The organism is Clostridium sp. TJA020, from assembly GCF_058310295.1.
In genome coordinates this window covers 302544-314478 of record NZ_JBZEFC010000003.1, presented here as the reverse complement: position 1 = coordinate 314478, position 11935 = coordinate 302544, and the positions used below count along the sequence as shown (strand labels likewise).

The following is an 11935-nucleotide window of genomic DNA, read 5'->3' as shown; positions in this document are numbered from 1 at the left end:
GATTTTAAATGGTAGGAATAATATTAACAGGTCATGGAAATTTTGCAACAGGTATATTAAGTTCATTAAAGCTTATTGCAGGAGAGCAAGAAAATTTAAGATGTGTAGATTTTATTGAAGGGGATAGTACAGAAGCTTTAGAAAAAAAATTAAAATGTGCAATTTCAGAATTAAACACTGATGAAATTTTAGTTCTTTCAGATTTAGCAGGTGGATCTCCTTTTAAAATTTCAGTTATATTAAGTCAAAAATTACAAAATAAAAATATGAGAGTATTAGCAGGGACAAATCTTGGAATGCTTCTTGAAGTTTCATTATGTAGAGATGGAATGAATGTTAATGAGTTAATAGATTTTGCTATTAATTCAGGAAATAATTCAATAAAGGCTTTTGAATTAAAGAAAGAAAATAATGAAGAAGTAGATTTTGTAGATGGAATTTAATATGAACTTAGGTACAGTTATAAGAGTTTAAGAAAGAGGGTAAAGAGAATGGGGAAAATATTATCAACTAGAGAAATGCTTAAAAAAGCTCAAAGAGAGGGATATGCGGTACCAGCATTTAATATACACAACTTAGAAACTTTACAAGTTGTTGTTGAAACTGCAGCAGAACTAAAGTCACCAGTTATATTAGCTGGAACACCATCAACTATTAAATATGCTGGCGCTGATTATATTGTTTCAATGGCTGAGGTTGCTGCAAAGAAATATAAAATTCCTATAGCTATACATTTAGATCATTTTGAGGATATAAGTGATATAAAAGATTATATAGACAAAGGTTTTAAGTCAGCAATGATTGATGCATCTTATGAAAAGTATGAAAATAATATAAAAATAGTTAAAGAAGTTGTTGAATATGCTCATAAATTTGATGCTACAGTTGAGGCAGAGCTTGGAAGACTTGGTGGGCAGGAAGATGATTTGGTTGTTGATGAAAAAGATACAATGTATACAAATCCTGACCAAGCTAAAGATTTTGTTGATAAAACTGGTATAGATTCATTAGCAGTTGCAATTGGTACTGCTCATGGACTATATAAAGGAAAAGCAAAGCTTGATTTTGAAAGATTAAAAGAAATAAGAGAAAAAGTTTCTATTCCTTTAGTTTTACATGGTGCATCAGATGTGCCTGATGAATTAGTTAAAGAAGCTATAAGGTGTGGAATATGTAAAGTTAATGTAGCTACAGATTTAAAAATACCTTTTTCAGATGCTGTAAAGAAATATTTTGTGAATCATCCAGAAGCTAATGATCCAAGAAAATATATGACACCTGGTAAAGAAGCAATGAGAGATATAGTTAAACACAAGATAATTATATGTGGAAGTAATAATAAAGCTTAAAAAAGAGGTGAATAATATAAATGCATCCTATTAAAGAAATAGTTAATAAATATAAGAGGGGAGAAACAGTAGGAATATTTTCTGTTTGTTGTTCAAATCAATATGTAATTGAGGCTGCGATGGAAAGATTAAGAGATACTAATATTAATCTTTTAATTGAATCAACAGCAAATCAAGTAGATCAATTTGGTGGATATACTGGAATGAAACCAAAAGAATATATAGATTATATTTATAACTTAGCTTATAAAAATAATTTTCCAAAGGAAAGAATAATCCTTGGTGGAGATCATTTAGGACCTTTAACATGGACAAACTTAGATTCTAAAATAGCTATGGAAAATGCAAAAGTATTAGTTAGAGAATATGTTCTTGCAGGATTTACAAAAATTCATTTAGATACAAGTATGCCGCTTAAAGGCGATATTGAATCAGGAAAATTTGGAGATGAGATAATAGCTAAAAGAGCAGCTATTCTTTGTGAGGTATGTGAAAATGCATATAAAGAATTGTTAAATATAAATAAAAATGCAATTCATCCAGTTTATATAATTGGTAGTGAAGTTCCAATACCTGGAGGAGCGCAAGTAGAGAATGATGAAGAAGAAGGAATAAAGGTTACAAGAAAAGAAGATTTTGAAACAACTGTAAATACATTTAAAGAAGCTTTTTACAATAGAGGATTACGAGAAGCTTTTGATTATGTTGTAGGAGTAGTTGTGCAACCAGGAGTTGAATTTAGTAGTGATAATGTTTGGGAATATAATAGAGATTCAGCAAAAGAATTAAGTGATGCTATAAAGAAATATGATAATTTAGTATTTGAAGCTCACTCAACTGATTATCAAACGCCTAAAGCTTTGAGAGAAATGGTTGAGGATGGATATATAATTTTAAAAGTTGGACCAGCTTTAACATTTGGCTTTAGAGAAGGTGCCTTTGCATTAAATGCAATGGAAAATGAATTATTAAAATATAATCCAGATTTAGAATTATCAAGGTTTATGGATGTATTAGATTTTAATATGGTTAAAGATCCAAAGGATTGGATTAAACATTACTCAGGTACAAGTGAAAAAATAAAATTTGATAGAAGATATAGTTTATCAGATAGATGTAGATATTATATGCCAAGAGAAGATGTAAATTTTGCATTGGAAAAGATGATGGATAATTTAGAAAAAGTTGAAATTCCAATAACTTTAGTAAGTCAATTTATGCATAGTCAATTTAAAAAAATTAGAGAAGGCAAGTTAAATATTTCGGCGAAAGAGTTATTAAAGGATAGAATTGGTGAATATATAGATGATTATATTTTTGCGATAAAATAATACAAAAAATATAATGTTATTTTATTGACAATGATAAGTTAAGGTGATAGGATTAAATTGTAAATTAAATAAATATCTTCAGGGCGGGGCGTAATTCCCCACCGGCGGTAAAGCCCGCGAGCTAATGGTTTAGCATGATTCGGTTAGATTCCGAAGCCGACAGTATAGTCTGGATGAAAGAAGGTAAAATATTAATAACTTTAGGTTTGAAACTTAACGCCCTGATATAATTAAATATCAGGGTTTTTTATTTAAAAAATTAGTTATTAATAGTTACCCACCAAAAGAAGATAATTTGGGGGAGGAATTATAAAATGACATCAAATTTAAACAAAACCGTAAAAATTTCATTGTTAGCAGGTATGGCTTTCATATTAATGTATATTGAAATACCTTTAATACCAATTTTTCCATGGCTTAAAATGGATTTAAGTGATGTTCCAGCAATTATGGGAGCATTTGCTTTTGGACCAATTGCAGGTGTAATTATAGAATTAATAAAAGTTTTCATGCACTTTCTATTAGCAGGAAGTGGAACTGGTGGAGTTGGCGAAGTTGCAAACTTTATTATAGGAGTATCATTTGTTTTACCAGCTGCATTTATTTATTCTAGAAATAAGTCAAAAAAGACTGCAATATTAGGTATGGTAGTTAGTATAATATTAATGGAGTTAGTTGGAATAATTGCTAATGTATATTTTTTATTACCAGCTTACGGAATGCATATGGATTCAACACAACTAATGCAATATGTAACAGTAGGATTGTTACCTTTTAATGCTATAAAAGGAGTAATAGTATCTGTTGTAACTTATGCATTATATAAAAAGGTGTCAGTATCAGTATTTAAATGTGATCCAAACTTTGGAGAAAAACGTAAAGAAAAAATAGCATAACAAAATTGTATTTTAATTAAAATAAAGGAGTTATTTAAAAATAACTCCTTTTGTTTTGCTTTAAATTTTATATATTATAAAGCCACATTATTATTGCATCTTCTTTGTTATCTTCGTAAAAATTTTTTCTTATACCTTCTTCTTTAAAACCTAAGGATTTGTAAAGATTTTGAGCAATAATATTTGATTTTCTAACTTCTAATGTAATATCGGTACATCCTTTATTTTTTAAAACAAAGATTAGTTTTTCCATTAAATATTTTCCTATTCCTTTGCCCCTAGAATTAGGGTGAACAGCTACATTAGTAATTTGTCCTTCAGATGCTATAAGCCATGAGCCTGCAAAGCCTAAAACCTTAGAATCTTCTAAGCATACAATATATGTTGCCAATTTATTATTTAGTTCTTTTTCTATTGAATTTAAACTCCATGTTTCCTTAAGACTTAGAGAGCTAACCTCATATACTCCTTCTAAATCGGAGAAGTCCATTTCTTTAAGAATTAGATTCGCCATTTGTCATTTGTAGCCTTTTTTCTAATTCTCTAACTGCTTGAGGTTTTTTTAAGTAAAGTGGTGATGAATTTTCATCATCTTTTATTTCTTTTTTTAATAGTTTTAAACCAACTTCACCTATTTGAGAAGCTCTTACTGTATTTAGGTGAATAGGAGCAAAGTAAGAATTTTTTATATTTTGAGATAAATATTCTTTATGTTTTATTGCACCGTCACCAGTTAGAAGTACTTTTTCATTTAACTTATTAAGTTCTTCTTTTAGTTCAGGTAAATCCATAGATGTACAATCTATCAATGTTTCAATAGTACCATTTTTACATTTATATATTGCAGTAAAAACATTTTCTCTTACTGCATCCATAATAGGACATATTATTCCATCAAAGTATGTAAGAGATGAAGCTAAACCTTCTAATGTTGATACACTTACATAAGGTTTATTACTTCCAAAGCTAAGCCCTTTTATTGTAGCCATTCCTATACGAAGACCAGTAAAAGAACCAGGTCCCTTTGATACAACAAAACCGTCAACATCATTTATAGAAAGATTAGAATCTTTTAATACCTTGTCTATCATTCCCATAAGAAGAACAGAATGTTCTCTTTTATTATTTAATGTATATTCAGCAATAACCATATCTTCATTAAGAAGTGCTACAGTAGCACATTTTGAAGAAGAGTCAACACTTAAAACTAACATAAAGTCAGCTCCTTTACGTAATTATATTTTTCACCATATGGAGTAATAGAAATTTTTCTATAATTTTCTCCTTTTGATAAATCTTTTTGTATATATATATGAAGATAATCTTTAGGTAAAATTTCTTCTATATAATTTGCCCATTCTATAATAGAAACACCTTCACCAAATATGTAATCATCAAATCCAATTGCATAAATCTCATCAGGATCACTTACTCTATACACATCAAAATGGTATAATTTTAATCTTCCAGATTCGTATTCATTAACAATTGTAAATGTAGGGCTTGTTATATTTTCAGTTATTGAAAGTCCTTCAGCAATGCCTTTTGTTATATGAGTTTTACCTGTTCCTAAATCACCAGTTAAACAAACAATATCACCAGGGTTTAAAATTTTACCTAATTGTCTACCGATATTTGTAGTTTCCGCAATACTATTAACTTCAAAATCCATATTAAAAAGCTCCTTTCTATAATTATTAACTTATCCTTATATTCTATCCAAATTTTAAAAAAAAGAAAAGTAAAAGTAATATAATTGTAATTGCATAACTAAAATAAAAAGTGTAGAATATATTAATATAAGTATTTACAAAAAATAACTATAGATTATGGTTTTGAAGAGGTGAAATCATGAAAAAGTTAACAGCTGCAATGCTAATTATAACAGCAGCGTTTTTTTTAGGCATTGGTGTAGTATCTAAACCACTTATGGCAGATACTTCTGAAAATGATAAGAATAATAGAGATGTATATTTAAATATAATGACAATAAATAAACCACAATATGAAATGATTAAAAAATTATGTGGTGATAAACATAATGTACAATATATGTTTAATAATTTTAATGATATAAAGAATTATAAGTATGATAAAAGTATAGTAGATAATATTTCAAATATGGATTTATTCTTTTATTCAGCAGTTACATATAGTGGCTTAGAAATAAACAATATGATTTCAGAACTTGATAAAAGTAAACTTGGAGTAATAAATTTATCAAGAGGGATAAGAGAAATTTCAATTGAATTAAATAAGAAAACTGTAACTAATCCATATTATTTTTTAGGAATTCCTGAATATAAAATAATGATTTATAACGCAAAATCAGCATTACAAGAAAAGGATCCTGCAAATAGAAATTTTTATGAACAGAATTATAATAGTTTAGTTAAGAAATTAGATGAAATTCAAAAAGGTTTTGAAAAAAATATTTCTGATTATAAAAAGTTCAAATTTATATTACAAGATAATAGCTTAGAATATTTCTTTAGAGGTATAGGATTAAATTTTGAAACTCTTCCTAAAGAAAAATCCTTAGATGATTATATTAAGAATAATAATTTAAAATCAGAGGATGTAGTTTTTGTACAAAACTCAGCTGATAAAGAAGTTAAGTCTAATAATAATATTAAGAATATAAAGTTAGAAGTTTTTGATGATAATAAAGAATTTATAGATATTATTAAAGGCAATATTGAAAAAATGCAATCTTTAATAAAAAATAAATAATATTATTGCTTTTTTGATAAATATATATTATAATCATTATTGTCCTAAAGGGGTATGGCTCAATTGGTAGAGTAGTGGTCTCCAAAACCATTGGTTGTGGGTTCGAGTCCTACTGCCCCTGCCATAGTGATAAAGACTAAAAACAATTGTTTTTAGTCTTTTTTTTATAAAAATTTATTTTTATTAAATTATAAAAAATATAATAATGGTAAATTTAAATAATGTATTAATTTGCATTTTTAAATAAAGATAAAAAATTGTATAAGATGTATAATTATATAAAATAAACTTATACGAGAGGTGTTAAAAATGGAAAAGAAAAAAATATTAATACCAGTAGATGGAAGTGAAAGAAGTTTAATAGCATTACAATATTTAAATAATAATTTTAAACCAGAAGATGTTGAAGTAGTACTTCTTAATGTAAGAGAGATAGTATTTATAAATGGTATGGCAGTATCAGAAGAAGTAAAAGATTCTGAGATTATAGGAAAAAGAATATTAAAAGATGCAGAAGAACAGTTGAATAAATTAAATAAAGAATTTGATTATAAAAAAGAATTTTCTTTTGGGTATGCAGGTGATGAAATTTTAAGATATGCAGAAGATAATAATATTGATACAATATTAATGGCGAAGAATACTAAGAAGAAGTTTACTGCGCTAGTTGGATCAGTAACAGCTCATGTTGTAAAGAAGGCAAAATGTGTTGTAATAATGATACCAGAGGTATATTAATAAGAAAGTTAGGGGAATGAGAAATGAATAAAGTTAGATTTGGGGTTATAGGAACAAGTGCAATATGTGAAAGATTTTTAAATGCTGCAAGTACACATAAAAATTTTGAACTTATAGCTGTTTATTCAAGAAAGCTAGAAACGGCAAAAGAATTTGGAGAAAAACATGGTGCTAAATTATTTTTTGATAATATAGAAAGCTTTGCAAAGTGTAAAGAGATAGATGCTGTATATATAGCATCACCAAATGCTTTTCATGCTGAGCAAGCTATTGTATGTTTAAATAATAAAAAGCATGTTCTTTGTGAAAAACCAATGGCTTCTAATTTAAAAGAAGTAGAGAATATGATAAAAGTTGCTGAAAAAAATAAGGTTTTATTAATGGAGGCTATGAGACTTACTGTATTACCTAATTTTTTAAGTGTTAAAGAAAATATTCATAAGATTGGAAAAATAAGAAGATACTTTGCATCATATTGTCAATATTCTTCAAGGTATGATAAGTACAAAGAAGGTATAATACTTAATGCATTTAAGAAGGAACTTTCAAATGGAGCACTTATGGACATTGGGGTATATTGTATACATCCAATGGTTTCACTTTTTGGAAAACCAAATGATGTTATTAGTAATGGAATATTTTTAGATACTGGAGTAGATGGTCAAGGAACAGCAATATTTACTTATGATGATTTTAGTTCTGTAATAATGTATTCAAAAATAAGTGATTCAAAGTTACCTATTGAAATTCAAGGTGAAGAAGGAACTATAATATCAGATGGAATACATTTTGATAATGTAAAAATAGTATATAGAGATGGTAGAGAAGAAAATATATCTATATGTCAGAGAAAAGATGATATGTATTATGAACTTGATGAATTTATAAAATTAATAAACAATAATGAAATAGATTCAAATAAAAATTCTCATTTAAATTCTCTTATTGCTATAGAGCTTATGGATAAAATAAGAAAAGAGATAGGATTAGAGTTTCCTGCTGATTTAAGATAGAAAAAATAAGGAGTATTACACTCCTTATTTTTATTGTTTGAATTAATTTAATAGTGAATATTTAATTGTTCGTATAATATATTTAAATGTTATAATAAAAAGAGAATATTTTTGAATATTTTACTAAAAAAGACTTTGAATAAAAAAGCATTTTTAAAATTAAAAAAATATAGATTAGAATCTATGTTATATATAGAGTTTATAGGAGGGGAAGATTATGAATTTAAATTTAAACAAAGAATATTTATTAAATACTGCTAAACAATTATTAGAGTTTAATAGTCCAAGTGGTTTTTGTTTTGAAATAATAAATATGGTAAAGGAAAAGGTAGAAAAACTAGGTTATAAATGTTATGAAACAAATAAAGGATGTTTAGTAATAGATATAAAAGGTAAATCCAATGAAAAGGTTATTGGTCTTTCAGCTCATGTAGATACGTTAGGGGCTATGGTAAGATCTATTACAAATAAAGGTACACTTAAGTTTACTTTAATTGGAGGGCCAATTGTACCAACATTAGATGGTGAATATTGTACTATAAGAACTAGAGAGGGAAAAGAATATTCAGGTACATTTTTAAGTAGCAGTGCAGCTGTTCATGTGTATGAAGATGCATCATCTAGAAAAAGAGATCCAGAAAATATGGAAATTAGAATAGATGAAGTTGTAAAAAATAAAGAGGATGTATTAAATTTAGGAATATGTTCAGGAGATTTTGTATTTATAGATCCAAAAACAACTATAACTGAAAGTGGATTTGTAAAATCAAGATTTATAGATGATAAAGGTAGCGTAGCTTGTTTAATATCACTTTTAGAATTATTAAGTAGAGAAAAAATTGTTCCAAATTTTGATACTAAAATTTTGATATCAACATATGAAGAAGTAGGTCATGGAGCTTCATATATACCAGAAGAGATAACAGAAATGATATCCGTTGATATGGGATGTATTGGTGATGATTTAAACTGCACAGAATATGATGTTTCTATATGCGCAAAGGATTCAGGTGGGCCTTATGATTATAATATGGTAACAGAATTAGTTAATCTTTCAAAAGGAAATAATTTAAATTATGTAATTGATATATACCCAAGATATGGTTCAGATGTAGGGGTAGCGCTTAGAGGTGGAAATAATATAAGAGGAGCACTTATAGGACCAGGAGTACATGCATCACATGGAATGGAAAGAACACATTATAGTGCTTTAGAAAATACTATAAAATTACTATATTTATATCTAACAAAATAAATATAGTATTAAGTAATTAGAAAAGGGAAGAATTTATTCTTCCCTTTTTTAAATTGCTTTAATTTCGTTTTCTAATTCTGTCATTAATTTTTTTACTGTAGTTATATTTTTAATTTTACTTACATTTTCACCACAGAAGATAAGACCATTCTCTAAGTCTCCATTAACTGAATTTATAAGAGCTTTACTTATGCAATAAGGGGTTGTAGAAGGATTACAAGGGGTTAAGCAATTATAACATTTTGTAACTTTGATATTTTCATTTAAAGTTTTATTTACAAAAGAATTTAGTATAGCTCTACCTGGCATCCCAACTGGGCTTTTAACAATTCCGATATTTTCATTTGTAGCATTTATATATGATTCTTTAAATTCTTTTGATGCATCACATTCTTCTGTTGCTACAAATCTAGTAGCCATTTGTACACCGGAAGCACCAAGATTTAAATATTTAACTATATCGTTACCATTGAATATGCCACCAGCTGCAATTATAGGAATAGATTTATTATATTTAATTTCATAATCTTTAACATGTAATACTATATCTTTTATAGTATCATCAAAAGTTTCATTTGAAATTTCAATATCTTCTTTTTTAAAACCTAAATGTCCTCCGGCTTTTGGTCCTTCAACTACAATCATATCCGGTGCTATATTATCGTGTTTATCCCATAATTTAAGAATTACTTTTGCTGCTTTTAGTGAAGAGACTATTGGAGCCAATTTTACATTATATCCTTTGGTGAGTTTTGGAAGAGTTGTGGGCATGCCAGCTCCAGAGATAATAAGGTCTATTCCAGATTCTATAGCAGTTCTTACATATCTTGCATATTCATTTGTTGCAACCATAATATTAACTCCTATTATTCCGTTATTACATTTTTCTTTAGCTAATTTTATATGTTTTTTTAATGCTCTAAGGTTTGCTTCTAAAGGATTATTTTCAAAATCTCTTTCTTTAAATCCAATTTGAGCTGAAGAAATAATTCCTATGCCACCTGCGTTTGTAACAGCAGAAGCTAGATTAGAAAGAGATACACCAACACCCATTCCACCTTGAATTATAGGTAACCTAGATACTAATTCTCCTATTTTTAAGGGTTTTATATTCATTTAAACACCTCACTTAATTTGAAATTAAAATATTTTGATAATCAAAATATTTTAGTATATTATAATCTAAAATATAAAAATTAACAATATGTTGTTACAAAAAAATAATATTGACATAGCATAATATTTTATGATAAAATAAATAGCGTCTTAGGGGTATGGCTCAATTGGTAGAGTAGTGGTCTCCAAAACCATTGGTTGTGGGTTCAAGTCCTACTGCCCCTGCCAAAAGCACTTAGTTTAGTGAAACTAAGTGCTTTTTTTGTTGTTATAAATAATATTTTAAGTAAAATATTATTTATATTTAAAAAAACTCCTATAATTTTAGAAAATATAGAAAAAAATATTAAAATGTAATTAATTTGTCAAAAAAGAAAACAAAAAAGAGAAAATATTAATATAATTGAAAAAAAATTAATATTTAATTAAAAAATATGGTATAATTTAATTATGAAGCAATGTAGGAGGGGAAATATGAGTAAAAATAAGAAGAAATTTGTAATGGGCATTTTAATTCTTGTAGTTACTTTAGTTAGTATAATTTTTATAGATAGAATAATACATACTCAAACTAGAGTTATTCTTTCAGAAAAACATGAAGTTATAAGTGTGGATAAGGAACAAAAAATAAATGATGTTGTTGACACTATTGTAGATACTGAATATAAATCAATAAAAAAATTAAAAGATAAGGATGTATCTAGTGTGTATGTAATAGTAGAATCCGAAGATGCAAATATAAACAAGAACGTACCTGAAATTATTGATTTTGCAAATTCATTAAAAATTAAACTAACATTTTTAGAAAATGAACAAATTGACGATGAAAATAAACAGTATTATGGTTTAATGCAAAAAAATGGTCATACAATTATACCAAAATACTTAGATATTAAAAATATATTAGATAAAAATAATGTTCAAATTATAGATGAAAGAATTGATTTAATTGATTTAAATAATCAAGATATAGCTTTTTATATAGATTTAAATAAAATTAATGAAGAAGAATATAATAAATTAGAAAATAAAATAAATGACTTAAATAAAATGGGCTATAAGTTTAAAGCATTAATGTAATTGGAAAAAGTTACTTAGGATTAAATTTTATCCTCAGGATAAACTATGATTGTAAGATAAATTAAAATTTATTTTACAATTACCGTAAGCCTGAGGAGGGATCAATTATGTCAAATAGAGTGATAGTTCCAGAAGCTAAAAAGGGTCTAGCAGCATTTAAAAATGAAGTAGCTAGAGAATTAGGAGTTCCATTTAGTGATTACAACGGAGATTTAAGCTCAAGACAATGTGGATCCGTAGGTGGCGAAATGGTTAAGAGAATGGTAGAGGAATACGAAAGTTCTCTAAAGTAAACACCTACTGAAAGGGTTTTAAGTAACTCTTTGTAATTACACCATTTAAGGAATACGTATTTCAATGCCAAGAGGATGATTTTAGTAAATCATCCTCTTTCTTTTTGCGTAAAATGTATGATAAAATGAGA

General features: G+C 27.1%; 14 protein-coding genes, 2 tRNA genes and 1 riboswitch. Of the genes, 12 read left to right on the top strand and 4 right to left on the bottom strand.

Features of this window, described 5'->3' with window-relative positions; all coding sequences use genetic code 11:
- Positions 1–8: 8 nt before the first annotated feature.
- The 4 genes from agaF (at position 9) to AC4FQ1_RS07440 (ending at position 3576) form a co-directional block, all read left to right on the top strand.
- On the top strand, positions 9–443 hold the full coding sequence (gene agaF / locus AC4FQ1_RS07455) for a PTS galactosamine/N-acetylgalactosamine transporter subunit IIA (RefSeq protein ID WP_491169371.1): 435 nt from the start codon (positions 9–11) through the stop codon (positions 441–443).
- 48 nt (positions 444–491) lie between these two features.
- The gene (locus AC4FQ1_RS07450) at positions 492–1349 is read left to right on the top strand and encodes a tagatose bisphosphate family class II aldolase (protein ID WP_491169370.1); all 858 of its coding nucleotides are present in this window, start codon (positions 492–494) and stop codon (positions 1347–1349) included.
- A 20-nt stretch (positions 1350–1369) separates the two neighbouring features.
- Positions 1370–2680 carry a class II D-tagatose-bisphosphate aldolase, non-catalytic subunit gene (locus AC4FQ1_RS07445; protein ID WP_491169369.1) on the top strand — a complete coding sequence of 437 codons (1311 nt, stop codon included), beginning with the start codon at positions 1370–1372 and terminating at the stop codon, positions 2678–2680.
- Between the two features lie 70 nt (positions 2681–2750).
- Positions 2751–2869, top strand: a riboswitch (FMN riboswitch).
- 125 nt (positions 2870–2994) lie between these two features.
- Positions 2995–3576, top strand: coding sequence for an ECF transporter S component (locus tag AC4FQ1_RS07440; RefSeq protein ID WP_491169368.1), 582 nt, complete (start codon positions 2995–2997; stop codon positions 3574–3576).
- A 67-nt stretch (positions 3577–3643) separates the two neighbouring features.
- Here the strand turns inward: AC4FQ1_RS07440 and rimI are convergent, their stop codons facing one another.
- From rimI to tsaE, 3 genes are read right to left on the bottom strand one after another with little or no spacing between them, the layout of a single operon-like run.
- Positions 3644–4090: a ribosomal protein S18-alanine N-acetyltransferase gene (gene rimI, locus AC4FQ1_RS07435; protein ID WP_491169367.1), complete on the bottom strand. Its 447-nt coding sequence runs from the start codon at positions 4088–4090 to the stop codon at positions 3644–3646.
- Positions 4071–4790: a tRNA (adenosine(37)-N6)-threonylcarbamoyltransferase complex dimerization subunit type 1 TsaB gene (gene tsaB, locus AC4FQ1_RS07430; RefSeq protein ID WP_491169366.1), complete on the bottom strand. Its 720-nt coding sequence runs from the start codon at positions 4788–4790 to the stop codon at positions 4071–4073. The genes rimI and tsaB overlap by 20 nt, the downstream gene beginning before the upstream one ends.
- Entirely contained in the window at positions 4784–5248 is a 465-nt protein-coding gene (gene tsaE / locus AC4FQ1_RS07425) for a tRNA (adenosine(37)-N6)-threonylcarbamoyltransferase complex ATPase subunit type 1 TsaE (RefSeq protein WP_491169365.1), read from the bottom strand. The genes tsaB and tsaE overlap by 7 nt, the downstream gene beginning before the upstream one ends.
- 179 nt (positions 5249–5427) lie before the next feature.
- On the opposite strand from tsaE, the gene AC4FQ1_RS07420 reads away from it, so the two are divergent.
- The 5 genes from AC4FQ1_RS07420 to AC4FQ1_RS07400 all read left to right on the top strand — a co-directional run bounded on the left by AC4FQ1_RS07420 (position 5428) and on the right by AC4FQ1_RS07400 (position 9315).
- Complete coding sequence (locus tag AC4FQ1_RS07420) at positions 5428–6309, top strand: metal ABC transporter substrate-binding protein (protein ID WP_491169364.1); 882 nt, start codon at positions 5428–5430, stop codon at positions 6307–6309.
- Positions 6310–6357: 48 nt separating this feature from the next.
- Positions 6358–6433 (top strand) — tRNA-Trp (locus tag AC4FQ1_RS07415).
- Positions 6434–6618: 185 nt separating this feature from the next.
- Entirely contained in the window at positions 6619–7047 is a 429-nt protein-coding gene (locus tag AC4FQ1_RS07410; RefSeq protein ID WP_303130990.1) for a universal stress protein, read from the top strand.
- Between the two features lie 23 nt (positions 7048–7070).
- Positions 7071–8060 carry a Gfo/Idh/MocA family protein gene (locus AC4FQ1_RS07405; RefSeq protein WP_491169363.1) on the top strand — a complete coding sequence of 330 codons (990 nt, stop codon included), beginning with the start codon at positions 7071–7073 and terminating at the stop codon, positions 8058–8060.
- Between the two features lie 217 nt (positions 8061–8277).
- Complete coding sequence (locus AC4FQ1_RS07400; RefSeq protein WP_491169362.1) at positions 8278–9315, top strand: M42 family metallopeptidase; 1038 nt, start codon at positions 8278–8280, stop codon at positions 9313–9315.
- Positions 9316–9363: 48 nt separating this feature from the next.
- Here AC4FQ1_RS07400 and AC4FQ1_RS07395 read toward each other — a convergent pair whose 3' ends face one another.
- On the bottom strand, positions 9364–10431 hold the full coding sequence (locus AC4FQ1_RS07395) for an NAD(P)H-dependent flavin oxidoreductase (protein ID WP_491169361.1): 1068 nt from the start codon (positions 10429–10431) through the stop codon (positions 9364–9366).
- Between the two features lie 152 nt (positions 10432–10583).
- Between AC4FQ1_RS07395 and AC4FQ1_RS07390 the strand changes: the two genes are divergently transcribed.
- The 3 genes from AC4FQ1_RS07390 (at position 10584) to AC4FQ1_RS07380 (ending at position 11804) form a co-directional block, all read left to right on the top strand.
- Positions 10584–10659 (top strand) — tRNA-Trp (locus tag AC4FQ1_RS07390).
- A gap of 246 nt (positions 10660–10905) precedes the next feature.
- Entirely contained in the window at positions 10906–11511 is a 606-nt protein-coding gene (locus tag AC4FQ1_RS07385; RefSeq protein WP_491169360.1) for a hypothetical protein, read from the top strand.
- A 107-nt stretch (positions 11512–11618) separates the two neighbouring features.
- On the top strand, positions 11619–11804 hold the full coding sequence (locus AC4FQ1_RS07380) for an alpha/beta-type small acid-soluble spore protein (protein ID WP_303129458.1): 186 nt from the start codon (positions 11619–11621) through the stop codon (positions 11802–11804).
- Positions 11805–11935: the final 131 nt, after the last annotated feature.

Bases quoted from the DNA above. Each gene is read 5' to 3' on its own strand.
- agaF (WP_491169371.1), top strand. From the start codon at position 9: ATGGTAGGAATAATATTAACAGGTCATGGAAATTTTGCAACAGGTATA.
- AC4FQ1_RS07450 (WP_491169370.1), top strand. From the start codon at position 492: ATGGGGAAAATATTATCAACTAGAGAAATGCTTAAAAAAGCTCAAAGA.
- AC4FQ1_RS07445 (WP_491169369.1), top strand. From the start codon at position 1,370: ATGCATCCTATTAAAGAAATAGTTAATAAATATAAGAGGGGAGAAACA.
- AC4FQ1_RS07440 (WP_491169368.1), top strand. From the start codon at position 2,995: ATGACATCAAATTTAAACAAAACCGTAAAAATTTCATTGTTAGCAGGT.
- rimI (WP_491169367.1), bottom strand. From the start codon at position 4,090: ATGGCGAATCTAATTCTTAAAGAAATGGACTTCTCCGATTTAGAAGGA.
- tsaB (WP_491169366.1), bottom strand. From the start codon at position 4,790: ATGTTAGTTTTAAGTGTTGACTCTTCTTCAAAATGTGCTACTGTAGCA.
- tsaE (WP_491169365.1), bottom strand. From the start codon at position 5,248: ATGGATTTTGAAGTTAATAGTATTGCGGAAACTACAAATATCGGTAGA.
- AC4FQ1_RS07420 (WP_491169364.1), top strand. From the start codon at position 5,428: ATGAAAAAGTTAACAGCTGCAATGCTAATTATAACAGCAGCGTTTTTT.
- AC4FQ1_RS07410 (WP_303130990.1), top strand. From the start codon at position 6,619: ATGGAAAAGAAAAAAATATTAATACCAGTAGATGGAAGTGAAAGAAGT.
- AC4FQ1_RS07405 (WP_491169363.1), top strand. From the start codon at position 7,071: ATGAATAAAGTTAGATTTGGGGTTATAGGAACAAGTGCAATATGTGAA.
- AC4FQ1_RS07400 (WP_491169362.1), top strand. From the start codon at position 8,278: ATGAATTTAAATTTAAACAAAGAATATTTATTAAATACTGCTAAACAA.
- AC4FQ1_RS07395 (WP_491169361.1), bottom strand. From the start codon at position 10,431: ATGAATATAAAACCCTTAAAAATAGGAGAATTAGTATCTAGGTTACCT.
- AC4FQ1_RS07385 (WP_491169360.1), top strand. From the start codon at position 10,906: ATGAGTAAAAATAAGAAGAAATTTGTAATGGGCATTTTAATTCTTGTA.
- AC4FQ1_RS07380 (WP_303129458.1), top strand. From the start codon at position 11,619: ATGTCAAATAGAGTGATAGTTCCAGAAGCTAAAAAGGGTCTAGCAGCA.